This window comes from Halomonas elongata DSM 2581 (genome assembly GCF_000196875.2).
Classification (GTDB): domain Bacteria; phylum Pseudomonadota; class Gammaproteobacteria; order Pseudomonadales; family Halomonadaceae; genus Halomonas; species Halomonas elongata.
The window spans coordinates 1,660,186-1,683,936 of the sequence record NC_014532.2; the positions used below are offsets into that span (position 1 = coordinate 1,660,186).

A 23,751-nucleotide genomic window follows, 5' to 3' on the forward strand; every position below is an offset into this window, starting at 1 on the left:
GGTTGGTTGGTCGATGCGGTCCATTGTCGGGGTACCCGGGATGGCGCACAAGCCACCCGACTACAGGAATGCCGTCGGAAGGGGATATGTTGTAAAAAACCTCCAATGACTTCGATGTTAGACCAATGGCGAATATGGAAGGCCGCTGGTAGAGTCGCCAGCATCCATTCATGACGGCGTGTCATGGGCTATCAGGCGTCGACATCCAAGGGGGTTGCGTGGACGATTACATTCTGTGGTTCGATCATTTGGGTATGGACGATGTCGAGCGGGTGGGGGGCAAGAATGCCTCGCTGGGCGAGATGATCTCCAATCTGGCCGGGGCCGGTGTCACCGTGCCCGGCGGTTTTGCCACCACGGCCCACGCCTATCGCGAATTCCTTTCCCATGAAGGGCTCAACGAGCGCATCAATCAGCGTCTGTCCACACTGGATGTCGATGACGTCACGGCGCTGGCCGAGGCCGGGGCGGAGATCCGCCAGTGGGTCATCGACACGCCGCTGCCTCCGGCCTTCGAACAGGCGCTGCGCGACAGCTACGAGCAGTTGCTGGCCCGACATCCCAACCTGAAGGTGGCGGTGCGCAGCTCGGCCACCGCCGAGGACCTGCCCGATGCCTCCTTCGCCGGTCAGCAGGAAACCTTCCTCAACATCGAAGGCTTCGACAACATCAAGCGGGCGGTCCACGAAGTGTTCGCCTCGCTGTTCAATGACCGGGCCATCTCCTACCGGGTGCACCGCGGCTATCCCCACGAGAACGTGGCGCTGTCCGCCGGCATCCAGAAGATGGTGCGTTCCGAGACCGGCGCCTCGGGAGTGATGTTCACCCTGGACACTGAATCCGGCTATCGCGATGCGGTCTTCGTCACCGCCTCCTGGGGGCTCGGCGAGACGGTGGTGCAGGGGGCGGTCAATCCCGACGAGTTCTACGTCCACAAGCCGACGCTGGCCTCCGGCCGGCCCGCCGTACTGCGTCGCAACCTCGGCTCCAAGCTGATCAAGATGATCTACACCGGCGATGCCAGTGCCGGCAAGTCGGTAGAGACCGTCGATGTGCCTCTGGCCGACCGGGGACGTTTCTGCATCGATGACGATGAGGTCATGGCGCTGGCCCGCCAGGCGATGATCATCGAGCGCCACTACGGCCGCCCGATGGACATCGAGTGGGCGCTGGACGGTGACGACGGTGCGCTCTATATCGTCCAGGCGCGCCCGGAGACCGTGGTGTCCCAGCAGGAGGGCGGCAAGCTCGAGCGCTTCCAGCTCAAGGAGAAGGGCCGCACCCTGGTGACCGGTCGAGCCATCGGTCAGCGCATCGGGCGTGGCGCGGTCAAGGTCGTCGCCACACCGGACGACATGGACAAGGTGCACGCCGGCGATGTCCTGGTCACCGACATGACCGATCCCGACTGGGAGCCGATCATGAAACGGGCCTCGGCCATCGTCACCAATCGGGGCGGGCGCACCTGCCACGCGGCGATCATCGCCCGCGAACTGGGCATTCCTGCCGTGGTGGGCTGCGGCGACGCCACCGAGGCGCTGGCCGACGGGCGTGAAGTCACCGTTTCCTGTGCCGAGGGCGATGCCGGGCATGTCTACGATGGCCTGCTGGAGTTCGACCGCAACGTGACCAGCGTCGATGCCATGCCCGAGATTCCATTCAAGATCATGATGAACGTGGGCAATCCCGATCGCGCCTTCAGTTTCGCCAGCCTGCCCAATGCCGGGGTCGGCCTGGCTCGCCTGGAGTTCATCATCAATCGCATGATCGGGGTGCATCCCAAGGCGCTGCTCGAATACGACACCCTGCCCACCGACCTGCAGCAGACCATCGACCTGCGCACCGCCGGCTATGACGATCCGGTGAGCTTCTATGTCGACAAGCTCGTCGAGGGGATCTCCACCCTGGCGGCGTCCTTCTACCCGGAGCGGGTCATCGTGCGGCTGTCGGACTTCAAGTCCAACGAGTACGAGAACCTGATCGGCGGCAAGCATTATGAGCCCGGCGAGGAAAACCCGATGCTCGGCTTCCGGGGTGCGTCCCGCTATCTCTCGGAGGCCTTCCGTCCCTGCTTCGAGCTGGAATGCCGGGCGCTGAAGCGGGTGCGCGACGAGATGGGCCTCGACAACATCGAGATCATGGTGCCCTTCGTGCGGACCACCGAGGAGGCCCGCGGCGTGGTGGACCTGCTGGCCGCCAATGGGCTGAAGCGGGGTCAAGACGGGCTCAAGGTCATCATGATGTGCGAGCTGCCGGCCAATGCGCTGCAGGCCGAGGAGTTTCTCGAGTACTTCGATGGCTTCTCCATCGGCTCCAACGACCTGACCCAGCTGACCCTGGGGCTGGATCGCGATTCCGGTATCGTGGCGCATCTCTTCGAGGAGCGTAATCCGGCGGTGAAGAAGCTGCTGGCCATGGCCATCGCGGCCTGCAAGGCCCAGGGCAAGTACGTGGGCATCTGCGGGCAGGGGCCATCGGATCACCCGGATCTCGCCAAGTGGCTGATGGAGCAGGGCATCGATTCCGTCTCGCTGAACCCCGATGCGGTGCTGGAGACCTGGTTCATGCTGGCCGGCGAGACGCTCGGTTAAGCAGGCACTGTCGTCAACAGCATCTCTGCACCCCCATGACACCCGGCCTGGTCCGGGTGTCATGCATTTCGGCATTCACCATGTCGATATCCACATCGGCGCGGCTTTTTGGCACCATTGCCCGTCAATCGTAACGAAGGATCCGCCCGATGGCGTATTTTCTGGTGATGGGGGGACTGGCCCTGTCACTCTGTCTGTTGGTCGGCTGGTCCCTGTGGCGGGTATTGCGCTGGCTGGTCAGGCGACTCGGCGCCTCCGGCAAGGGCCGCAAGACCGCACGCGCCAAGCGTCCCGCCAAGTCTCGAGCCGAGACCCGCTCAATGAAGAAGGACGAGACGTCAGCGCGTACGACGACGTCGAAAGCCCGCCAGGCAACGCCGCGAGGCCCATGGCGGTTGACCCGGGCCCTGGCGCCGCTCGCCTCGGCGTGGCCGCTGGCGCTGGTGGCGGGACTGCTGTATGGCGGCACTCGACTGGCCGAGTACGGCATGGGAGCGCGTCCCCACACGGCGCCTGCTGCCTATCATCGACTCGTCGAGGCCCTGGGCTGGGGGGCGATCGGCCTGATCGTCGTGGCGGTCGTTGGGCTGGTGGCGAGCTGGCGCTGCCGGTAGGGAACTCCTGAGAGGCCAGGGGTGCGGGCGCCTTCCCCGGCGCCCATCCATTGGGTTCTGAACATCCATTGGGTTCTGAACATCCATTGGGTTCTGAACATCCATTGGGTTCTGAAAGGGAGTCCTGTCAGTCGCGCAGCCAATTGCGCAGCTTGACCAGCATCAGGGCGCCGTCGCTCATCTTGTTGCGTTCATCGAGCAGGCTGGCCAGGATATCCGGCCGGTCGGTGATGATGCCGTCCACTCCCAGATCGATCAGGCGCGACATGCGGGCCGGGTCGTTGACGGTCCAGGCCAGCAGTCGATAGCCATGGTGACGTGCACGCTGCACTTCTTCGAAGGTGATGCGGTTGTGGCGCAGGGCCAGCGTATCGAAGCCATCGCGAGGCAGGGTACCGTGCATCACCAGCTGTGCCAGCAGCGTCGTGTGGGCTTCGGGCAGGCGATGCTCGACCTCGCTCAGCAGGGCGTAGGACAGGGCGGCGATGCTGACCGCTTGCCAGGGATCGGCAGGGCCGCAGAGCGAGGGCTCCTCCGCCTGGCGGCGGCATGACAGTCTCTCTTGCCGTTCGTTCTCCAGCACCTGTTCCACGGCGCCGACCAGCTCCGATCCCCGGCGGGCGGTGGGTTTGAGCTCGATCATCAGGCGCGCGCGACCGCGTACGCGCTCCAGGACTTCGTCGAGCCCGGCGATGCGCGTGTCCACGAAGGGGTCGCCGAACCAGCTTCCCACATCGACCGTCTCGAGCTCGCTGCTGTCGAGTTCGTCGATCAGGCGGTCGTCGCCGGCAAGCCGCGACAGGCTCGAGTCATGGTGCAATACCACCTTGCCGTCCCGCGTCAGCCGCACGTCGATCTCGATCGTATCGGCGCCGTCGGCCATGGCCTGGTCGATGGCCGGGATGGTGTTTTCCGGTGCCTTGGCCGAGCTTCCGCGGTGGGCGACGATCTCGACATCCTCGTGGATCTCGAAGCGATTGAGGATCAGCCAGGCCTGGCTCAGGGCGAAGGCCACCACGGCGATCTCGACCGCCCAGGCCAGGCGCCCCGGATGGCCGGTATCGGCGCGGGATGCCGGGCGCGACTCCTGGTGGGCCAGGCGCAGATAGAGACAAGTGGCCAGCAGCGCATTGAGCGCGATGCCGAGAAAGGTGATGGCCAGGGTGATCAGCATATAGGCGCCGACATAGCCCAGCATGGCCGGCAGCAGGACGGCCTGGCGTTCCGGCAGATGCCCGAGCAGCGGGGTGAAGAGGGCATCGAAGAGTGCCGTGGCGATGAAGGGCGACACCAGGATTGCCAGCAACAGCAGCAGGATGGCGCCGACGATGTGTCGACTCTGGCCCCGGGTCAGTCGGGCGCTGCGGCCCAGGGCGCGATGCGGGGCGATGTCCTCGAGCACCAGGATCGGCAGCGCCAGGTGCCAGCGAGCATAGAGCGTGGCGGCGATGACCATCCAGACCAGCACGATGGGCAGGGCGCTGGCCAACAGCCACCAGAAAGCGGGTGGCCTGGCCTGCAGCACATAGTAGGGATCCAGGCCGCCGATGAAGTGCCCATACAGGCCCGTCAATGCCAGGACGACCGGCAGGACGAGCAGCAAGTGGGCGCCGACCTGTAGTACCACGAGACCGGCCAGGCCGGGCAGGCGTTTGAGGCAGGCCAGCAGGGTCTCGAAGGCCTGCCGGTAATGGTTGGTCCGGGGACGAACGGCCACCAGGGTCATGCCGGCCTGCTGCAGGTAGAGCACCAGGAAGGTCAGGCCGATGGCGGCCAGCAGCCAGGCCAGGCCTTCGGGTGCGAACAGCGCTGCCAGCAGGCCGGTGTTGGAGATCAGCGGGCGGCCGAGATGGCCGATCATCCAGGCCAGCGTCCAACCGGCCGCCGGCAGCAGCAGGCTGGACGCGAGCAGGGTGAAGAAGAGGTGATAGGCGATGAGCGGACGCAGATGATCGCGCAGCGTACGCAGCACATCGCCGCTGAGCGGCATCAAGGAGCGCATGGCGAATATCGAAGAAGGCTCATGTTCTTTAGCCTGGCAGCTCGCGAATCAGTATGGCAACTCGGGACATTCAACCGAGCGGCAACTGGCGTTCGGCGATCAACACGCCATTGTTGTCGGCGTAGAGCCATTGTCCGGGCGAGATGGTGACGCCGGCGAAGGTGACTGGAATGTCCCGTTGCCCCTCGCCGCGCTTCTCGCTCCTGCGGGGATGGGCGGCCAGGGCCTGGATGCCCAGTTCGGTCTCGGCCAGCTCGTCGACGTCGCGCACGCAACCGTACATGATCACCCCGGCCCAACCGTTGCCCGCGGCCTTTTCGGCCAGCATGTCACCGAGCATCGCGCAGCGTGTCGAGCCGCCGGCATCGACCACCAGCACGGCGCCGTCGCCGGGTTCATCCACGGCCTGCTTGACCAGGGAATTGTCCTCGAAGCACTTCACGGTGCGTACCGGGCCATGGAAGGCTTCCAGGCCGCCGAAATTGACCAGCAACGGCTCGAGGATCTCGACATCCGGGTAGTCGTCGCAAATGTCGGGCGTGGGGATGTTCGTCATGGTGGGCAGCCTCCTCTGGGTGAGTGAAGCCTCGATGATGCCATAGTCGGTGCTGAGGAAAATGCCTCCTTGGTGGTGTGGCCTGTTGCGAGGTGCCGGGAGAAAGGCATGACCGTTGCCGGATGCCGGCCTTTTCGACTGGGCACAAAAAAGCGCCCCGTGGGGCGCTTCGGTCATCGGCTCCGGCCGCGCCGCCTGGGCGGCGGGCCTTCGATGGTGCGAGCATCGGAGTCGAAAAGGTGATCCGGTCAGGCTTCCTGGGCGACCGGAATCACGTTCGAGGCGGCGTTCTGGAATTCCTCGATCTCATGGAAGTTCATGTAACGATAGATCTCGCCGGCCATGGCGTCGAATTCGCTCATGTAGCGACGGTACTCGTTGACGCTGGGCAGGCGACCTTCCACTGCCGCCACCGCCGCCAGTTCGGCGGAGGCCAGGAAGACGTCGGCGCCGTCGCCCAGGCGGTTGGGGAAGTTGCGCGTGGAGGTGGACACCACGGTGCTCTTGGCCGCCACGCGGGCCTGGTTGCCCATGCACAGCGAGCAGCCGGGCATTTCCATGCGCGCCCCGGCACGACCGTAGATGCCGTAGTAGCCTTCCTCGGTCAACTGGTGCTGGTCCATCTTGGTCGGCGGCGCCAGCCACAGCTTGGTCTTCAGGCTGCCGGCGGGCTGCTTCTCGAGCAGCTTGCCGGCGGCGCGGAAGTGGCCGATGTTGGTCATGCACGAGCCGATGAACACCTCGTCGATCTTCTGGCCGGCCACGTCGGAGAGCAGGCGGGCATCGTCGGGGTCGTTGGGCGCGCACAGCACCGGCTGATCGAGCTGGTCGAGATCGATCTCGATGACCTCGGCGTACTCGGCGTCCTTGTCGGCGCGCATCAGGCTCGGGTTCTCCAGCCACTCTTCCATGGCCAGGATGCGGCGCTCGATGGTGCGCCTGTCGCCGTAGCCGTTGGCGATCATCCACTTGAGCAGGGTGATGTTGGACTTCAGGTACTCGCTGACGCTGTCCTCGGAGAGCGTGATGGTGCAGCCTGCGGCACTACGCTCGGCGGAGGCGTCGGAGAGCTCGAAGGCCTGCTCGACGGTGAGATCCTCGAGGCCCTCGATTTCCAGGATGCGGCCGGAGAAGGCGTTCTTCTTGCCGGACTTCTCGACGGTCAGCAGCCCCTTCTGGATGGCGTAGTAGGGAATGGCGTGGACCAGGTCACGCAGGGTGACGCCCGGCTGACGCTCGCCCTTGAAGCGCACCAGTACCGATTCCGGCATGTCCAGCGGCATCACGCCGGTGGCGGCGGCAAAGGCCACCAGGCCGGAGCCGGCCGGGAAGGAGATGCCCATCGGGAAGCGGGTGTGGGAGTCGCCGCCGGTGCCCACGGTGTCGGGCAGCAGCATGCGGTTCAGCCAGCTGTGGATGATACCGTCGCCCGGGCGCAGCGAAACGCCGCCGCGGTTCATGATGAAGTCGGGCAGGGTGTGGTGCGTTTCCACGTCGACCGGCTTGGGATAGGCGCTGGTGTGGCAGAACGACTGCATCACCAGGTCGGCCTGGAAGCCCAGGCAGGCCAGGTCCTTGAGCTCGTCACGGGTCATCGGACCGGTGGTGTCCTGGGAGCCCACGGTGGTCATCTTCGGCTCGCAGTACATGCCCGGGCGCACGCCGTCCATGCCGCAGGCCTTGCCGACCATCTTCTGGGCCAGGGTGTAGCCGCTGTTGCTGGCGGCCGGCTGCTCCGGCTTGCGGAACACATCGGAAGGCTCGAGCCCCAGGGATTCGCGGGCCTTGGCGGTCAGGCCACGACCGATGATCAGCGGGATACGGCCACCGGCGCGCACTTCGTCGAGCAGCAGCTGGGTCTTGAGCTCGAAGGTGGTCAGCACCTCGTCGGTGCCGTGCCGGCAGACCTTGCCTTCATAGGGATAGACGTCGATGACGTCGCCCATCTCGAGCTTCTCGACATCCATTTCGACGGGCAGGGCGCCGGAGTCTTCCATGGTGTTGAAGAAGATCGGGGCGATCTTGCCGCCGAAGCAGAAGCCGCCGGCGCGCTTGTTCGGCACATTGGGGATGTCGTCGCCGAAGAACCACAGCACGGAGTTGGTGGCAGACTTGCGCGAGGAGCCGGTGCCGACCACGTCGCCCACGTAAGCGACCGGGTGGCCCTTGGCGCGGACTTCCTCGATCTGCTTGAGCGGACCGATGCTGCCGGGCTCGACCGGCTCGATGCCGTCACGCTCGTTCTTGAGCATGGCGTTGGCATGCAGCGGGATGTCGGGGCGCGACCAGGCGTCCGGCGCCGGCGAGAGGTCGTCGGTGTTGGTTTCGCCGGGGACCTTGAACACGCTGAGGGTGATCTTGTCTTCCAGGGCCGGCTTGGACAGGAACCACTCGGCCTCGGCCCAGGAGCGGATGATGTCCTTGGCCACCTCGTTGCCCGCCTTGGCACGCTCTTCCACGTCGTGGAAGGCATCGAACATCAGCAGGGTGTGCTTGAGCTGTTCACCGACCTCGGCGGCCAGGGTCTCGTCGTCGAGCAGCTCGACCAGCGAGACGATGTTGTAGCCGCCCTGCATGGTGCCCAGCAGCTTGACCGCATGGATCTTGTCGACCAGCGGAGACTCGGCCTCGCCCTTGGCGATGGCGGTGAGGAAGGCGGCCTTGACGTAAGCGGCTTCGTCGACGCCGGGCGGAATGCGGTTGGTCAGCAGATCGAGGATGAATTCCTCTTCGCCGGCCGGCGGTGTCTTCAGCAGCTCGACCAGGGCAGCCGTTTGCTCGGCATTCAGCGGCTTCGGCGGGATGCCGTCCTGGGCTCGCTCCTCGACATGTTGGCGATAGGCTTCAAGCACGTGGTGGCCCTCATTGGTTGTGGTGTCCGAGGTCTCGACCCCGTCGGCAGCATGGCCAGGCAGGGGGACATCGGCACGTGAAACAACGCTGTCAGCGGTGGCGCAATTCTAAAAGAAACTGTCGACAATGTTAAGAAGCCCCGTGGTGGCGGGCTTTGAACTTTGGTCGTCGGTGCTTTTTCTGCGGCTCGTCCGGGGTGCCAGGATGGCGACGCCGCGTTACCATGTCGCCGAATCGAAAGGAGAGGGAGCGTTCGATGGCGGGACGCGTGGTATCCCCCTGTGTGGGATTGTGCTCGACGACGGTGGGCGACCGGGTCTGCCGGGGCTGCCAGCGCATCGATGACGAAATTCGCGACTGGCCCGGCTTCGACGCCGACGAGCGCCAGCGCCGGATGGACGAACTGGATGCGCTGCGGGTGAGCGTGGCCGGTCGTCACCTGAGTGTGGTGGATGGCGAAGCGCTGCAGGCGCAGCTCGAGCGCCACCGCATACGCTTTCGCGAGGATCAGCCGGCGCTGTCCCGGGCGGTGGAACTGCTGCGGGTCGGGCGCGGGCGTATCCGCGACCTGTCGCGCTATGGCCTCGAGCCCCGCGTAGCGCTGGATGCGGCGACGCTCCACGAGCGGATCGCCAGTGAACTGATGAGCGCCGCCGAAGCACGCCGGCTGTCCGACGCCGACCTCGACCCCTCTCGTCCCTAGCAATCACCGGAATTCTCATGTCTGCCACCGTCACACACGACCCCCGACTGCCCGATGCCATCCTCGACTTCCTCGCCTGCCCGACGCCCGCCAGTTGGGTCGACTGGGCGCTGGACAATCCCGAGACACTGCTCATCGATCATGCCCAGTGCGAGAAGAAGGCGGCTTCCACGGCGATGAGCCTGCTGTATCGCTATGTCGATGACGCCGAACTGCTGACCAAGATGGCCCGTCTGGCGCGGGAAGAACTGTTGCATTTCGAGCAGGTGGTCAAGCTGATGGAAGGGCGGGGCATCGCCTATCGTCCCATCGGTGCTGCCCGCTATGCCGAAGGGCTGCGTCGCCATGTGCGTGGCGGCGAGCCGCACCGATTGATCGATGTGCTGATCGTCGGGGCCATCATCGAGGCGCGTAGCTGCGAGCGGTTCGCCCGATTGATTCCTTTCCTGGACGAGGAGCTTGCCAAGTTCTATCGCGGTCTGGTTAAGTCGGAAGGGCGCCACTACGAGGATTACCTGATGCTGGCGCGGCGGCTCTCTCCAGAGTCGCTCGACGAGCGTATCGCCTTTTTCCTCGAGCGCGAGGCCGAACTGATCACCATGCCGGATACGGCATTTCGTTTTCACAGCGGTGTGCCGGCCTGAAACCGTTATCGCCGCCTAGCAGGACAGACCCAACATGCGGGATGTTTCCGACGCCGTGACTCATGACGAGCAGGATCGCCTGGCCCTTTTCGGTCACTTCTCGCTGACCCTGGGCGATGATGTCTTGACCCAGTTCAGCTATGACAAGGTCAAGGCGCTGCTGGTCTATCTGTTGCTGCATGACCAGCCGGTCAACAGGGCGACCCTGGCCGAGTTGCTCTGGCCCGATCAGGGGCTGTCGTCGGGTCGCACCAACCTGCGTCACGCCTTGCACTGCCTGCGTCAGTCGCTAGGCGAGGATGCCGAGCGCGTCCTGATCGTCTCGCGCCAGACCATCGCCTTTCGCCTGCCGGAAAGCTGGTGTTTCGACCTTCACGAGCTGCAGGCCCTGCTCGATGGGCCGGCCAGTATCGAGACCCTGGAAGAGGCGCTGTCGTACTATCAGGGCGATCTGGTCGAGGAGCTGCAACTGGCCGCCTGCTCCGAGTTCCAGCGTTGGCTGGTGCAGGTGCGCAACGAATGGCGCCAGCGGGTGATCCGTTTTGCCGAGGCCGTGCTGGAACAGCACGACCCCTTGCCGGACGAGGTGCTGCAGTCCCTGGTCAGTCGCTTCTCCGGCTATGGTCCCTTCCACGAGCGGCTGGTTCGCCAGTTGGCCGAGCACGGCCAGTTGGCCGCCGCCCACGAGCAATACAATGCCTATCTGCAACTGCTGGCCCTGACCGGTCAGCAGCCCGACCCCGGCTTCCTGCAGTTGGCCCGCTACTGGTCCGATGGGACACCGGATCCGAACAGCGGGCCGAGCGGCGCCTTTTCCCGCACTCTGTCCGCGGACAGCATGCCGCTGCGCGAAGACGAGATCGAGCAGCGCCAGTTGTCGGTGATGGCCATTCGCCTGCGACTCGATGCGGATCTGTCTTCCCGGGCCGAGGCATGTGCCTGCCTGGGGCTGCAGATCGAGCTGATGCGCTGGCTCGAGCAGCAATGTCATCATCTCGGCGGCTTCTGGCTGCCCGGGGCCACCGGCGGCCTGGGGCTGGCGTGCTTCGGCACCCATGGGCCGGCCCACCAGCTCGCCGAACTGGTGGCGCTCTACGAACACTGCCGTCGCGTGCTCCCCGAGGAGTGCCGTCGCCACTGGAGCGGCGAAGGCGAGCCGCCGCGCTTCGAATTCGCCGCCGGGCTGAACAGCGGTCGGGTCGTCTACCTGCCCGAGCGTCACCTGGTGGACCCGCTGGGACAGGTCACCCAGGATTCGCTGGCCTTGATGAATGCCGCCGAAGGCAGCGAGCTGGTCATCTCCCAGGAGGCCAGCCAGCACATGCCGCCGGCGCTCGACCTGCAGCCGCGCCTGTCGTCGCGTCTGGTGGCCAGCGATGGCCGGGTGCGCTTGCGGGCGCTGGTACTGGGCACCAACGAGGGCGGTCGCGAAGCACTGCCGCCCAGCCTGGTGGGCCGGGAAGCGGCGCTTCGTACCCTGCGCGACGCCCTGGCCAGGGCCGGCATTGGGCTGCGTCAGAGCGTGCTGGTACGCGGGCCCTCCGGGCTCGGCAAGTCGGCTCTGCTGGTTGGCTTTCGCCAGCTCGAACAGAGTCGCGAGGCGGCGATCTGCTGGCAGCCGACCACGCGCTTGTCGGTTCAGGAGCCGTATGGCGTGGCGCGCCAGTTGCTGCGCTGGCACCTGGATGGCGACATCGACGAGGAGGCGTTCGATGGCCGTCTCGGCGGGCTGATGGCCGAGGAACTGAACGACGACCAGCGGCTCCTGCTCAAGGAGGCGCTGGGTGTGTGCGAGCCGCGCGAGCTGGCGGCGCTGGCACAGAGCGGCGAGGCCGTCGAGCTGGTGGTGACGCTGCTGCATCGCCTGATCGGTGAACTGACCGCGTCCCGTACCCTGGTGCTGATGATCGACGACCTGCAATGGCTCGACGAGCCGTCCTTCAAGGTGCTGGCCGCGCTTCAGGCCCGTCTGCCGATCAACTGCCCCTTCCTGCTGGTGGCCAGTCACCACGGTCGCGAGGCGCTGCCGGCGCGACTCGACTGGGATCAGCAGATCACCCTCGGGCGCCTCGACGCGCGGCAGTCATCGCGCCTGCTGTCGCAACTGGCGCGCCGTTATCGCCTGCATCTCAGCCCGCGCCTGCGGGGGCAGATCATCGAGCGTTGCGATGGCGTGCCGCTCTACCTGCAAGAGCTCTGTCGCCGGGTCGACATGGACCGCCGCGAAGGCCGCAGCATCCAGCTCGACGAATTGCCCCGCGGGCTGCTCGGCCTGCTGGCCAGTCGTATCGACCAGCTTGATGCCGATCGCGAAGTGGCGCACGTGGCGGCGGTGCTGGGGCGGCGTTTTCGTCTCGACTTCCTGGCCGAATGCAGTGGCTGGGAGATGCCGCGTCTGATGTCGGCGCTGGAGCAGATGAATCGGCTGGAGATCATCGAGCCCGTCGAGGACGAGACAGAGGGCCGCGAATACCAGTTCACCCACCAGTTGTTGCAGGAGGCGGCCTACCTGTCGTGTCCCCGCGATATCCGGGTCGACCTGCATCGCCAGGTCGTGAGCCTGATCGAGGAGCACTTTCCGATCTGGATCAGCCGCCATCCCGGGGATTTCGCCACGCACCTGCGTCGCAGCGGGCAATATGCCCGCGGTGCCCGCTACTTCGAGCTGGCGGCCAGGGAGGCGCTCAAGGTCAGCGCCAATCGCACGGCACTGAAAATGGCCGATTTCGGGCTGGCCAGCCTGCGTCATGTGGAAGGCCAGGTGGAGCGTGAAATCAGTCTGCACACGGTGCGCGGCCAGGCCGCCTTTGCCCTGGAAGGCCAGGGCTCGCCCACCGCCCACGACAGTTTCGTCCGCGCGCGGGAACTCCTGTCCAGCGCCGAGCATCCGCCCGAGGATAGCGAGGATCTCGAGCAGGCCTTCCTGGTCAAGTGGGGGCTCTGGGTGGGGTGCAGCCAGCGCAACGCTCATGCCGATGCCTTCATGCTCGCCTCGCGGCTGGCCGACCTGGCGGGCCAACTGGAGGATCCGCGTTATCGTCGCCTGGCCGATTTCGCCCGGGCCTGCTGTGAATACTGGGCAGGGCGCATCGAGCAGGCTTACGAACATCTCGAGGAGATCGATCCGCTCAACTCCCCCATGATGATCGAGTGGCTACCGTTCTCCGATCATCCTCAGGTGGCCGCGGCCTGCTTCCAGGGCTGGGCATTGTGCCTGCGAGGGGATTATCAGCGCGCCGAGCGACAGGTCGAATCGGCCATTCGACTGGCCGAGCAGTTCAATCATCCGGGCAGTCTGGCCATGGCGCTGATGTATGCCGCGGCGCTGTATCGCCAGGTAGGCCATGTGCATCTGGCCGCCAGTCGCGCCGAGCGCGCCTACGAGATCACCGGTTCCCCGGACCTGCATCTCTGGCAGGTTGCCGCACGCAGCGTGCTGGGCTGGCAGCGGGCCCTGGCCGGCGATCGCGAGGGACTGACGATTCTCGAGGGCACCCTGGAGGAACTGGCCGAGATCACTGGCCGCGACCCCTATCAGCGTCCGGCGCTGTGGTTCGTGGATGCCTGCATGTCGATGAACGAACTGGCCCAGGCCGAGGACTATCTCGACCAGTCACTGCTGATCGCCCGGGAACGCACGACCCTGTTCGTGCCGGAACTGGCGATCCAGCTGGCGCGGGTGCGCCAGCGGCTCGGTCATCCCGCCGAGGAGGTTCGCTCGCTGGCCGAACAGGCGCTCACCCAGGCCAGGGAAGACGGCAATCTGCACCAGGAGCTGTGCGCCCTGGAGCTCTGGTTGACCCTGGTCGATCCCGAGGATGCGAACGCGCGGGAGGACTTCCGCCGCCTGCTCGGCGAGGTCAGCCACAGCGACGCCCCGGTGCTGGTGCGCTGGCGGACGTTGCTGGATAGGCGGTTGGCGCACACGGTTGATGCCTGAGAGGGTGTTTATAAATTACTGCGCTCGCCCATACGGCGTTGAAACTTCGGCGCGAAGTGCTCATTTAGTGTGCCTAAACTCCGCATTCTTGCCGAATTTCGCCTTGTCTGGCCGTCGCTCGTGACTTTTATAAACACCCTCTGCGTAGAGTGTTGCCTCAGGTGCCGCTGGCGGTCTCCAGTGCGGCGATCAAGGTCAGTGCCTGTTCACGGTGATCGCCGCACAACTCCCGGTCGAAGTCGAAACGCTCGCACACGGCGGGGCGTCTAGGATCGCCGAACAGCCGGCAGAGGTTATCCTCGGTGAGTTGCGCGCAACGCACACCCGCCGGCTTGCCATCGGGCATGCCGGGAATGGGGGAGCTGATCGAGGGCGCGATGCAGCAGGCACCGCACCCCGGACGGCAGCCCTGTTCCGTGCCGGTCATGGCCGGGCCTCCGCGATGGCCCCCTTGTCGATGCCTTCGAACGCCTGGACACGAGTGGCCCGGCCGGTTTCCCGGCTGATCTCTTTCGCCAGCCAGGCGGCGATGTGCTCCACGGTGGTGGAGGTGGGCATGACGACACAGCGCTCGCGAGGCAGGCTCAACACGAAATGGCCCTGCTCGGCCCGATAGCTGGTGACCAGGCGGCCGAGGAAGGAGGCTTCCAGGCCGTCGTCGACGTCGGCCTCGTCCACCAGGTAGCGATCGTCGAGGCGTGACGCCCAGTCGGCTTCCAGCGAAGGGCAGCGTTGCCCGTTCTGCCAGATGTGCAGGCGCGAGCGATGGCCATGGGCGATGCGCTGGCAGTTGCCGGCGTGCCGCTTGAGACCGTGGCTGTAGCTATAGCCGGCGCCTTCGATGGGTTCGTCGCCGAGCGTGAGGCGGATGGCCTCGACGCGCTCGGGCGGCTGACGCATCAGCCCCTGGCCAAGATATTCGCCCAGTCGCTGTGCGGTGATTTCCGGCCAGGGCAGCAGGCTGAATGCCTGGCGCGGGCCGCGCACCTCCAGGGCATAGGGCGTTTCGGTGCGCACGCGAAGCCCTTCATAACATTCCTGAACGCTGACCCCCGGCGCTTCGGTGGGCACCAGCAGGGTGTGGTCGACACCCCGGTCGAGGCGCGACTTGATCCAGGGCTTTACCTCGCCGAAGTCGAACAGCATGCCGTCGTCGCCGAGTTCGCCGTCCAGCTCGGCGTCGACGCGCCAGCTGGCACCGATCAAGCCGCGCTCCGGGCACCACAGCGACGCATCCAGGTGAGTCAGTCGGTTGACGAAGAGCGTCATCAGTCGATCCCCGCGATCTTGTGAGTCTGTAGCGACAGGCGCCAGCGTGGGTTGGCCAGGCAGTAGGCCACGGTGGCGGCCATGGTGTCGCGCGTCTCGCCGAGCGGCGAGGTGTCCATGGGCTGCAGGAAGAAGTGCCGAAAGTCGAGCCCGGTGAAACGCTCCGGCGGTGCCTCCGGCTGGGGATGCACCAGCTTGAGCTCGTCGCCTCGGGTCTGGACCAGCGGCACATCACCCTTGGGACTGACGCATAGCCAGTCGATGCCGGCCGGCGCCGCCAGGGTGCCGTTGGTCTCCACGGCGACGTCGAATTCCCGGTCATGCATCGCCGCGATCAGGGCGTCGTCGAGCTGCAGCAGGGGCTCGCCCCCGGTGAAGATGACCTGGGGACGTGAGCCGTCCGGCGCGCCCTCCCACAGGCCAACGAGATGCTCGGCGAGCGTCTCGGCGTCGGCGAAGCGTCCGCCGTTCTGGCCATCGGTGCCCCGGAAATCGGTGTCGCAGAAACGGCAGGCGGCCGAGACGCGGTCGGCCTCGCGCCCGGACCACAGATTGCAGCCGGCAAAGCGACAGAAGACGCTGGCGCGGCCGGCCTGCCCACCTTCGCCCTGCAAGGAGTAGAAGGCTTCCTTGACGCTATACATCGTCCGACTCCCCGTCGGTTGCGGCGTCGGGCCGCTGAGCATAGCCGAGGGGATCGCTGACGCCATTGGCGGCGAAGGCCGCCAGGCGTTCCCGGCAACTGCCGCAGCGACCACAGGCGAGGGATTCGCCCAGATAGCAGGTCCAGGTGTCGGCGTAATCCAGGCCCATGGAAAGGCCATCGGCGAGGATGTCGGCCTTGGTATGACGCAGATAGGGCGTGTGGATCTCGACCGGCTCGAAATTGGCGATACCGGCAACGGCGTTCATCGCCTCCACGAACTCGGGGCGACAGTCCGGATACAGCACGTGGTCGCCGCCGTGGGCGCCGTAGTCGACGCGGCCGGCGCCGATGTTCACGGCCTTGGCGATGGCCATCGACAGCAGCATCATGTTGCGGTTGGGCACCACGGTGTCGGCGAGATTGTCGGCGTCATAGTCGCCATCGGGCATGACGCGCTCGGCGTCGGTGAGCGCTGAATTGTCGATCAGGCCATGGATGGCGCGGATATCGACCACCTGATGAGGCACTTCCAGATCGCGGCAGACGCGTCTGGCGACATCGAGCTCGCGGGAATGGCGCTGGCCATAGTCGAAGGAGAGGGCGTGGACGTCGCGACCTTCGCCCAGCGCCCGGTGCAATACCGTAAAGGAATCCATGCCACCGGAGTAGATCACCACGGTAGCGGAAGAAGCGGGGGCTTGAGACATGGTTGGCCTGTATGTCGGAGAATTTGATGGCCGGGATCCGGTCCGGCAGAGGCGCATAGTGTACGTTGCCGAAGGGACCGCCGCCAAGCCGGCCGCTCTTCGTGGTCAGGGTAATCGTCCTGGCTATATGGTTCTGCGTACGGCGCAGGTGCTGGTATAATCCGCGCCTCTTCACATTATGTGTCTTGGGGAAACGCTGAATAAATCGTCGAGTGGTATCAAGCACAAGGCGCACGGAGCACAAGAATCCGAGCCTATGAGCGATAGGTGAGGATTCCGAGCACCGCGCAACGCCGTGATTGAGCCACGCAGGCATTTATGCAGGGTTTCCTTCGAGCGCCATCGTCCTGACAACGGTGAACTATGAAAGCCCCAGAACTGCTGTCGCCCGCCGGCACCTTCAAGAACATGCGCTATGCCTTCGCCTATGGGGCGGATGCCGTCTACGCCGGCCAGCCGCGCTATTCGCTGCGCGTGCGCAACAACGACTTCAAGATCGATAACCTGCACAAGGGCATCGCCTACGCCCACGAGCGCGGCAAGCAGTTCTATGTGGCCTCGAACATCGCGCCGCACAACAGCAAGTTGAAGACCTATCTGCGCGACATGGAACCGGTGATCGAGGCCGGGCCAGACGCCCTGATCATGTCCGATCCCGGGCTGATCATGATGATTCGCGAGCGTTGGCCCGAGCAGGAGATCCATCTCTCGGTGCAGTCCAACGTGGTCAACCACGCGGCGGCCAAGTTCTGGCAGCGGCAGGGCATCAGCCGGATCATCCTGTCCCGGGAGCTGTCGCTGGAGGAGATCGCCGAGATACGTGCCGAGTGCCCGGATCTCGAGATCGAGACCTTCGTGCACGGTGCGCTGTGCATCGCCTATTCCGGTCGTTGCCTGCTGTCCGGCTATTTCAACCACCGCGATCCCAACCAGGGCACCTGCACCAATGCCTGCCGCTGGAAGTACAACACCGTGGCGGCCTCCGAGGACGAGACCGGCGACCTGGTGCCGGCCAACTCGGCCCGGGCCCACGATGCCAGCGGCATCTGGACCCCGGATCAGGGCAGCGGTCTGATCGCCAGCGGCGGCGGCAGCGCCGAGAGCACCGCCACCGCCGGCGGCGTGGAAGGCCAGGACGAGCTTTCGGCGCTGATCGAGGATCGCAGCCGCCCGGGCGAGCTGATGCCGGTGCACGAGGACGAGCACGGCACCTACATCATGAACTCCAAGGACCTGCGGGCGGTGCAGCACGTGCCGCGCCTGGCCGAGATGGGCGTGAGCTCATTGAAGATCGAGGGGCGCACCAAGTCGCACTACTATGTGGCGCGTACCGCTCAGGTCTATCGCCGGGCCATCGACGATGCCGTGGCCGGCCGTCCCTTCGACATGCGCCTGATGGACGAACTCGACAACCTGGCCAACCGCGGCTACACGGAAGGCTTCTATCGTCGCCATGTCCATGACGAGTACCAGAACTACGAGCGTGGCCACTCGATCGGCGTCCACCAGCAGTTCGTCGGCGAAGTACGGGATTACGACCCGGAGCGCGGCGTGCTGGAAATCGACGTCAAGAATCGCTTCGAGGTCGGTGACGGTGTGGAGCTCATGCTGCCCGGCGGCAACCGACGCTTCACGCTGGAACATATCGAGAACCGTCGCGGCGAATCGGTGAGCGCCGCCCCCGGTTCGGGCCATGTGGTGCGCATCCCGGTGCCGGGCGAGGCGATCCCCGAAGAGCGCATTGCGTATGCGTTGTTGATGCGGGACCTGCCCTGAGAGGGTGTCTACAAATTACTGCGCTCGCCCATACAGTGTTGGAATTCGGCTCGAAGTGCTCATTTAGTGCGGCTAAACTCCGCGTTCTCGCCGAATTCCGCCTTGTGACCCACATGGATGTGGGAAATGCGTTGGCCCGTCGGGAACGGGCCTAGCCCTGGCCATCGCTCGTGACTTTTGTAAACACCCTCTGAGAGAGTTTGGGGCAAATGGTGGCACGTCGCTTGTGAGCTTGTCGGTATTCTCTGAAGCGAGCCCGGCTTGTCCGCCTCGGGACTGGACAGTGCCGGGTTCGTCGGGGAAGCTGTGGCAGCATGAAGAGATTGGCAAGGGAGCGCCATTGCCCGGCGCGGTTCAGGGGCGGCCTCCATCATCTGCGTCATCCGCACACGGGAAAACGTCATGTCCACCATCGAGCACAGCGCCATTCTCGAAGCGCCGCCCGAGCGGGTCTTTGCCCTGCTCGAGCGGGTCGAGGATTTCGTCGATTATTCCGACCTGATCAAGGCCATCGATCGGTTGGGCGAAGACCGCTATCGGTGGCACGTCAAGGCGGTGGGCATGGACTGGACTTTTGATGTGGTGATTACCGAGTCGGTGGCCCCGGAGGTGCTGGCCTGGGAATCGGTGGATGGCGTGAGCAACCGCGGCCGCTATCATCTGACGCCCGTTCCCGAGGGCACCGAGGTCTCGCTCAGTCTCGAATACGAGATCAAGAACCGCCTGGTCGAAAAGGCCGTTCGCCGTGCGGCTTCGCCGCTGGTGAGTCGGGTGAGTCAACAGATACTTGATCGGGTCGCTGCTCGTCTCTGAGAAGGCGACGGCGAATGACTGCGAGGCCTTGCAGCTTGGTTGCTCTTATTGAATCCACTCATTTGCGCAGTGATGCATCCAAGTGGTCGACCACTTCGGCCCAGTCGGCATCCGCTTCGAGTGCTTCGCGAAGCAGTTCGGCCTGGCCCTCGTTCCAGCAGGGCGCATCGGGCAGGGCGATATCCTCGGGCAAGGGGGAGTGGCGTTCGATGAACCGCTTGATGGAAGCCGGGTCGGAGGCGAGACCGAGCTGCTCGAACAGCTCGGTGAAGGGGTGATCGGGATGCTCCATGGAAGCTTCCTCCTGGCGCTGGATGGATACCCCTCACTCTAGCCGGTGGTCGCGAAACTTGCTTGTCAATCCTGACGGATGGGCGGGGCTGTGCGCTCGCCGACCAGAGGCGTGAGAAAGCGGCGGCGCCGTTCGGCGTCATCCAGCGGTTGGGCCAGCAGGTGGACCAGCTTGGTGACGGCGGCTTCCGGGGTCATGTCGTCGCCGGACAGCACGCCGGCGTCGAGCAGGCCCTGGCCGGCGGCGTAGGCACCGATGCTGATGCTGCCATGGGGGCACTGGCTGATGGCGGCCAGCAGCTTGCCTTCTCCGCTGGCCCGCGCGAGCACGCCCATGATGGCCGGGTCCTCCGGCAGATTGCCGCCACCCCAGACTTCCAGCAGGGCGCCGCGAACGCGATCATCCAGCAACCAGGCCTCGAGCTGCCAGGCGGCGATGCCGGGCCAGAGGACCAGGCGTGGCACGCTGCCTTCGGCCAGGCCGCTGACGTCGGGCAGCTCGAAGCGAGGTGCGCCACGCTGGTGGCGTTCCAGGCCGCGGCCGGGGAAGAGCACGGCGTCGTCGTCGACGAACTCGCCGAGCGGGGGATGATTGGGGCTGGTGAAGGCATCGGCATGTCGGGCCTGCCATTTGCGGCTGCGTACGCCACGCAGCAGGCGACCGGCGAAGCACAGGGCGACTTCCTGCAGGCGAGCATCGGTGGCGAAGCGCATGGCTGCCTCGATATTGCCCAGAGCGTCGCTGCCCGTGCGCTCGAGCGGCTCCATGGCGCCGGTCAGGATCACCGGTCGGTCGATGCCCTGCAGTTGATAGGCGAGGCTCGAAGCCGTCCAGGCCAGGGTGTCGGTACCGTGCAGGATCACCACGCCGTCGTGGGCCGGGTAATGTTCGGCGACGAGCCCCGCCAGGTCGCGCCAGTCGCTGGGGGTGGCGGCGCTGGAATCGATGGGACGAGCGGTTGCCAGGAAGTGGAAGTCCGGCAGCGCGGCTCGCCGCGCCGGAGGCAGGGCGGCCAGAGCGTGGCGCAGCCGGGCCTCGAAATCGTGCCTCGGGATCAGCCCCTGGGGGCTGTCCACCATGCCAAGGGTGCCGCCGGTATAGATGACCAGCAGGGAAGCGCGAGTGGATGACATGCGGGCTCCTTCCTGATTGAACGCTGCTCGCGATTCACCGCGGTCAACGGTAGTCGCGGATGAGCAGCCGGCCTTCGGTGTCGGTTTCCAGGCGGCGATTGCGGCCGGCCAGCAGGGCGAAGATGGCGGCCACCATGACGATACCCAGCAGCAGCAGATTGATGGTGAGCAGTCCCAGCTCGAACTCCAGCATCATGCCCACGGCCAGGGGGCCCAGGGCCGCCAGGGTATAGCCGCCGCCCTGGGCGAGCCCCGATAGCTTGCCGGCAAGGCGCGAGTCGGCGGTGCGCAGCACGATCAGCGTCAACGCCAGGCTGAAGCTGCCGCCCTGACCGAGCCCCAGCAGGGTGACGCCGACCCAGCGCCAGTCTTCGGGGCCGAGCAGCAGCAGGGTGAGGCCCGAGGCCACCATCAGCAGCAACAGCAGCAGGGCCGGCCGTTGATCGCGGCCCAGACGGGCCAGCCAGGGGGCGGCCAGGGCCGAGATCAGTTGAACCATCACCGAGGCGGCCATCATCCAGCCGGCTTCGGCTTCGTCATACCCACGATCGATCAGCAGGGTGGGCAACCAGCCGAAGACGATATAGGCCAGCGAGGATTGCGAACCCATCAGTATCATGACCTGCCAAGCCAGCGGTTGGCGCAGCAGGTCCCGGGTGTTCCCGGTACGTGGCGGGCGAACCGCCGGACTGCCCGGCTGCGGCATCAGTACCAGCCAGGCGACCAGCGCCGCCAGGGCGAGCCCGGCCCAGGCCACCAGGGCCAAGGGCCAGCCGCCGAAGGTGTTGGCCAGCGGAATGCTCAGGCCGGCTCCCAGGGCGCCGCCGAGGCACAACGCCATGGTGTAGACGCCGGTCATCAGGTCGGCGCCTTTGGGCAGTTCACGCTTGACCAGGGCCGGCAACAGGCTGCCGGCCACGCCGATGCCGGCGCCGACCAGCAGGGTGCCGGCGAACAGCCAGCTCGGGGTCGCCAGGCCGCGCAGACCCAGCCCCAGCGCCAGGACCAGCAAGGCAAGCGACAGGGTGCGCTCCGGGCCGAGGCGGCGCGACAGCCAGGGCGCGAGAGGCGCGAACAGGCCGAGGCAGAGCACGGGCAGGGTGGTCAGAGCGCCGATGCCCGCCGCGGTCAGGTCGGTCTCGGCCTGGACGCGTGGCAGCAAGGGTGCCAATGACGAGAGAGCCGGCCTCAGGTTGAGGCCGACCAGGATCATCAGGAAGAAGAAGGCCGCTGGATGCAGGGTTCTTTCGGATGCGGCGCTGGCATGTGAGTTCGACATGGGCTTACTTGAGATGTGGACGCAGATCGCCTCGGGCGCTGTCGAGCAGGGTGATGAACTGGATGTCACCGCTGCTGTCGATGCGGTCGACCCTGGCCATGCTGGCCATTCCCTGATTCATCTTCAATTGCTCGAAGATTTCCAGGGTCAGTTTCTCGGCGGGGAGATCGCCGGGATTCAACAGGCCGTCTTCCAGGGTGAAGGTCGGCAGCAGGGTGGCGCGCACTCGTGTCATGCCGCCTTCCGCCAGTACCCGACGCACGAACAGCCAGCCTTCGCAGGTCAGGGCCTGCTCGTCGTGTTCGCGCAGAAAGAGCGTGCGGTAGCAGGCGCCTTCGCTGGCCGCCTTCTCGGCCATGCTGCGATAGGCCTCGGTCATGCGCGTCGCCGAGACCCGGGCCTTTTCGAGTTCGCGCAGGGCGGCGCTGTGTTCACGCTCGAGCTGGGCCTGACGCTGAAAGGTGAGCCAGCGGCGGTAGTCGCGGATCAGGTGTTGGGTGTCCATGGCGTTCCTTGCAAATCCAGGTATAGAGATGAGGGCTATGGCGGATCACCGTCGCACAAGTCGCAGTGTTCCGCCACACCGGCAGGTTGTCAGGCCTGCTCTCGCTTCTGGCCGCCGCGCCGCCGGCGCTTTCGACCGGTGGGGGCATCGCGATTGGCGGTGTTGTTACCGCCAGCGTTGCGGTTGCCACCGCCGTTACCGCCTCGACCGCGGCCGCGCCCGCCACGGCCGTTCTCGATCGGCTCCGGCTTGGCGTTGGGGTCCGGTTCGAAGCCCGGCTCGATGTGCTTGACCAGGTCGCGCTTGATCAGTTTCTCGATGTTCTTGAGCAGGCCGTGCTCGTCGACGCAGACCAGCGACACGGCCTGACCTTCGTTGCCGGCGCGTCCGGTGCGGCCGATGCGGTGGACGTAGTCCTCGGCGACGTTGGGCAGCTCGAAGTTGACCACGTGCGGCAGTTCGTCGATGTCGAGTCCGCGGGCGGCGATGTCGGTGGCCACCAGGACCTGCAGGTCGCCGGACTTGAAGGCCGACAATGCCTTGGTGCGGGCCGACTGGCTCTTGTTGCCGTGGATCGCCATGGCAGGGATGTCACGCTTGCCGAGATGCTCGGCCAGGCGGTTGGCCCCGTGCTTGGTGCGGGTGAAGACCAGCACCTGGAACCAGCGCTGCGATTGGATCAGGTGCGCCAGCAGGTCGCGCTTCTTCTCGCGGTCGACCCGGTAGACGGCCTGCTCGACGGTTTCGGCGGTGGTGTTGCGCCGTGCCACCTCGATCAGGGTCGGCCGGTCGAGCAACTGGTTGGCCAGCGTCTGGATCTCGTTGGAGAAGGTCGCCGAGAACAGCAGGTTCTGGCGCTTGGCGGGCAGCAGCTTGAGGACCTTGCGGATGTCGTGGATGAAGCCCATGTCGAGCATGCGGTCGGCTTCGTCCAGCACCAGGGTCTCGACGCCGGAGAGATCGACGTGGCCTTGTTGTTGCAGGTCGAGCAGGCGCCCCGGCGTGGCCACCAGGATGTCCAGTCCAGGGCGGATGGCATCCACCTGGGGCTGCTGGCCGACACCGCCGAAGATGACGTGCGATGTCAGCGACAGGTGCCGGCCGTAGTCGCGCACGCTTTCACCGACCTGGGCGGCGAGTTCGCGCGTGGGGGTCAGCACCAGGGCACGCACGCCGCGCTTGGCGGGGCGCTTGCCGTCGGCCAGGCGCTGGAGCATCGGCAGGGTGAAGCCGGCGGTCTTGCCGGTACCGGTCTGGGCGCTGGCCAGCAGGTCGCCGCCCTCGAGAACGGCGGGAATGGCCTGGCGCTGGATCGGGGTCGGCTCGGTATAGCCCTGGGCCTCGATAGCGCTCAGGAGTTCGGCCCGCAGGCCTAGGTCGGAAAAGCTCATGCAGTCTCCGCAGCAACGTCTCGATCCGTGCCAGCCG

Annotated in this window: 19 protein-coding genes; 7 read left to right on the forward strand and 12 right to left on the reverse strand. The window is 65.8% G+C overall.

All coding sequences use genetic code 11. The features are described 5' to 3' along the window. Positions 1 to 218 precede the first annotated feature (218 nt). Complete coding sequence (gene ppsA / locus HELO_RS07875) at positions 219 to 2,591, forward strand: phosphoenolpyruvate synthase (RefSeq protein WP_013332189.1); 2,373 nt, start codon at positions 219 to 221, stop codon at positions 2,589 to 2,591. Positions 2,592 to 2,740: 149 nt separating this feature from the next. Further along, positions 2,741 to 3,205, forward strand: a complete 465-nt coding sequence (locus tag HELO_RS07880; protein ID WP_013332190.1) for a hypothetical protein — start codon at positions 2,741 to 2,743, stop codon at positions 3,203 to 3,205. A gap of 127 nt (positions 3,206 to 3,332) precedes the next feature. Here HELO_RS07880 and HELO_RS07885 read toward each other — a convergent pair whose 3' ends face one another. The 3 genes from HELO_RS07885 to acnB all read right to left on the reverse strand — a co-directional run bounded on the left by HELO_RS07885 (position 3,333) and on the right by acnB (position 8,615). Then, on the reverse strand, positions 3,333 to 5,207 hold the full coding sequence (locus HELO_RS07885; protein ID WP_013332191.1) for a glycerophosphodiester phosphodiesterase: 1,875 nt from the start codon (positions 5,205 to 5,207) through the stop codon (positions 3,333 to 3,335). A 70-nt stretch (positions 5,208 to 5,277) separates the two neighbouring features. After that, complete coding sequence (gene rraA / locus HELO_RS07890; protein ID WP_013332192.1) at positions 5,278 to 5,763, reverse strand: ribonuclease E activity regulator RraA; 486 nt, start codon at positions 5,761 to 5,763, stop codon at positions 5,278 to 5,280. Positions 5,764 to 6,011: 248 nt separating this feature from the next. Continuing rightward, on the reverse strand, positions 6,012 to 8,615 hold the full coding sequence (acnB, locus tag HELO_RS07895) for a bifunctional aconitate hydratase 2/2-methylisocitrate dehydratase (RefSeq protein WP_013332193.1): 2,604 nt from the start codon (positions 8,613 to 8,615) through the stop codon (positions 6,012 to 6,014). 257 nt (positions 8,616 to 8,872) lie between these two features. Here acnB and HELO_RS07900 point away from each other — a divergent pair, with 257 nt between their 5' ends. Genes HELO_RS07900 through HELO_RS07910 form a run of 3 tightly spaced genes read left to right on the forward strand, consistent with a single transcriptional unit; the run spans position 8,873 to position 13,903 of the window. After that, positions 8,873 to 9,319: a DUF1289 domain-containing protein gene (locus HELO_RS07900; RefSeq protein ID WP_013332194.1), complete on the forward strand. Its 447-nt coding sequence runs from the start codon at positions 8,873 to 8,875 to the stop codon at positions 9,317 to 9,319. Between the two features lie 17 nt (positions 9,320 to 9,336). Then, positions 9,337 to 9,963, forward strand: a complete 627-nt coding sequence (gene miaE / locus HELO_RS07905; protein WP_013332195.1) for a tRNA-(ms[2]io[6]A)-hydroxylase — start codon at positions 9,337 to 9,339, stop codon at positions 9,961 to 9,963. Positions 9,964 to 9,997: 34 nt separating this feature from the next. Continuing rightward, the gene (locus tag HELO_RS07910; RefSeq protein ID WP_013332196.1) at positions 9,998 to 13,903 is read left to right on the forward strand and encodes an AAA family ATPase; all 3,906 of its coding nucleotides are present in this window, start codon (positions 9,998 to 10,000) and stop codon (positions 13,901 to 13,903) included. Between the two features lie 157 nt (positions 13,904 to 14,060). Here the strand turns inward: HELO_RS07910 and HELO_RS07915 are convergent, their stop codons facing one another. From HELO_RS07915 to queC, 4 genes are read right to left on the reverse strand one after another with little or no spacing between them, the layout of a single operon-like run. Further along, complete coding sequence (locus HELO_RS07915) at positions 14,061 to 14,330, reverse strand: zinc/iron-chelating domain-containing protein (protein WP_013332197.1); 270 nt, start codon at positions 14,328 to 14,330, stop codon at positions 14,061 to 14,063. Further along, the gene (locus tag HELO_RS07920; protein ID WP_013332198.1) at positions 14,327 to 15,172 is read right to left on the reverse strand and encodes a 6-carboxytetrahydropterin synthase; all 846 of its coding nucleotides are present in this window, start codon (positions 15,170 to 15,172) and stop codon (positions 14,327 to 14,329) included. Before HELO_RS07920 ends, HELO_RS07915 begins: the two co-directional genes overlap by 4 nt. Next, positions 15,172 to 15,816, reverse strand: a complete 645-nt coding sequence (queE, locus tag HELO_RS07925; RefSeq protein ID WP_013332199.1) for a 7-carboxy-7-deazaguanine synthase — start codon at positions 15,814 to 15,816, stop codon at positions 15,172 to 15,174. The genes HELO_RS07920 and queE overlap by 1 nt, the downstream gene beginning before the upstream one ends. Then, positions 15,809 to 16,525 (reverse strand): 7-cyano-7-deazaguanine synthase QueC, encoded by a 717-nt coding sequence (gene queC / locus HELO_RS07930; protein WP_041602006.1) that lies wholly within the window; start codon positions 16,523 to 16,525, stop codon positions 15,809 to 15,811. The genes queE and queC overlap by 8 nt, the downstream gene beginning before the upstream one ends. A gap of 363 nt (positions 16,526 to 16,888) precedes the next feature. On the opposite strand from queC, the gene trhP reads away from it, so the two are divergent. Together trhP and HELO_RS07940 are read left to right on the forward strand one after the other, a co-directional pair. Further along, positions 16,889 to 18,301 (forward strand): prephenate-dependent tRNA uridine(34) hydroxylase TrhP, encoded by a 1,413-nt coding sequence (gene trhP / locus HELO_RS07935; protein ID WP_013332201.1) that lies wholly within the window; start codon positions 16,889 to 16,891, stop codon positions 18,299 to 18,301. Between the two features lie 402 nt (positions 18,302 to 18,703). Continuing rightward, positions 18,704 to 19,114, forward strand: a complete 411-nt coding sequence (locus HELO_RS07940; protein ID WP_013332202.1) for an SRPBCC family protein — start codon at positions 18,704 to 18,706, stop codon at positions 19,112 to 19,114. A gap of 58 nt (positions 19,115 to 19,172) precedes the next feature. On the opposite strand, the gene HELO_RS07945 is transcribed toward HELO_RS07940, so the two are convergent. The 5 genes from HELO_RS07945 to HELO_RS07965 all read right to left on the reverse strand — a co-directional run bounded on the left by HELO_RS07945 (position 19,173) and on the right by HELO_RS07965 (position 23,714). Continuing rightward, a complete protein-coding gene (locus tag HELO_RS07945) occupies positions 19,173 to 19,406 on the reverse strand; it encodes a DUF2789 domain-containing protein (protein ID WP_013332203.1) in 234 nt (77 codons plus the stop codon). Between the two features lie 65 nt (positions 19,407 to 19,471). Next, a complete protein-coding gene (locus HELO_RS07950; protein ID WP_013332204.1) occupies positions 19,472 to 20,539 on the reverse strand; it encodes an asparaginase in 1,068 nt (355 codons plus the stop codon). A 43-nt stretch (positions 20,540 to 20,582) separates the two neighbouring features. Further along, the gene (locus HELO_RS07955) at positions 20,583 to 21,752 is read right to left on the reverse strand and encodes an MFS transporter (protein WP_013332205.1); all 1,170 of its coding nucleotides are present in this window, start codon (positions 21,750 to 21,752) and stop codon (positions 20,583 to 20,585) included. A 70-nt stretch (positions 21,753 to 21,822) separates the two neighbouring features. Beyond that, on the reverse strand, positions 21,823 to 22,323 hold the full coding sequence (locus HELO_RS07960; protein ID WP_013332206.1) for a hypothetical protein: 501 nt from the start codon (positions 22,321 to 22,323) through the stop codon (positions 21,823 to 21,825). A gap of 89 nt (positions 22,324 to 22,412) precedes the next feature. After that, on the reverse strand, positions 22,413 to 23,714 hold the full coding sequence (locus tag HELO_RS07965; RefSeq protein ID WP_013332207.1) for a DEAD/DEAH box helicase: 1,302 nt from the start codon (positions 23,712 to 23,714) through the stop codon (positions 22,413 to 22,415). Positions 23,715 to 23,751 lie beyond the last annotated feature (37 nt).

Bases quoted from the DNA above. Each gene is read 5' to 3' on its own strand.
- HELO_RS07880 (WP_013332190.1), top strand. From the start codon at position 2,741: ATGGCGTATTTTCTGGTGATGGGGGGACTGGCCCTGTCACTCTGTCTG.
- HELO_RS07885 (WP_013332191.1), bottom strand. From the start codon at position 5,207: ATGCGCTCCTTGATGCCGCTCAGCGGCGATGTGCTGCGTACGCTGCGC.
- rraA (WP_013332192.1), bottom strand. From the start codon at position 5,763: ATGACGAACATCCCCACGCCCGACATTTGCGACGACTACCCGGATGTC.
- HELO_RS07900 (WP_013332194.1), top strand. From the start codon at position 8,873: ATGGCGGGACGCGTGGTATCCCCCTGTGTGGGATTGTGCTCGACGACG.
- miaE (WP_013332195.1), top strand. From the start codon at position 9,337: ATGTCTGCCACCGTCACACACGACCCCCGACTGCCCGATGCCATCCTC.
- HELO_RS07910 (WP_013332196.1), top strand. From the start codon at position 9,998: ATGCGGGATGTTTCCGACGCCGTGACTCATGACGAGCAGGATCGCCTG.
- HELO_RS07915 (WP_013332197.1), bottom strand. From the start codon at position 14,330: ATGACCGGCACGGAACAGGGCTGCCGTCCGGGGTGCGGTGCCTGCTGC.
- HELO_RS07920 (WP_013332198.1), bottom strand. From the start codon at position 15,172: ATGACGCTCTTCGTCAACCGACTGACTCACCTGGATGCGTCGCTGTGG.
- queE (WP_013332199.1), bottom strand. From the start codon at position 15,816: ATGTATAGCGTCAAGGAAGCCTTCTACTCCTTGCAGGGCGAAGGTGGG.
- queC (WP_041602006.1), bottom strand. From the start codon at position 16,525: ATGTCTCAAGCCCCCGCTTCTTCCGCTACCGTGGTGATCTACTCCGGT.
- trhP (WP_013332201.1), top strand. From the start codon at position 16,889: ATGAAAGCCCCAGAACTGCTGTCGCCCGCCGGCACCTTCAAGAACATG.
- HELO_RS07940 (WP_013332202.1), top strand. From the start codon at position 18,704: ATGTCCACCATCGAGCACAGCGCCATTCTCGAAGCGCCGCCCGAGCGG.
- HELO_RS07945 (WP_013332203.1), bottom strand. From the start codon at position 19,406: ATGGAGCATCCCGATCACCCCTTCACCGAGCTGTTCGAGCAGCTCGGT.
- HELO_RS07950 (WP_013332204.1), bottom strand. From the start codon at position 20,539: ATGTCATCCACTCGCGCTTCCCTGCTGGTCATCTATACCGGCGGCACC.
- HELO_RS07955 (WP_013332205.1), bottom strand. From the start codon at position 21,752: ATGATCCTGGTCGGCCTCAACCTGAGGCCGGCTCTCTCGTCATTGGCA.
- HELO_RS07960 (WP_013332206.1), bottom strand. From the start codon at position 22,323: ATGGACACCCAACACCTGATCCGCGACTACCGCCGCTGGCTCACCTTT.
- HELO_RS07965 (WP_013332207.1), bottom strand. From the start codon at position 23,714: ATGAGCTTTTCCGACCTAGGCCTGCGGGCCGAACTCCTGAGCGCTATC.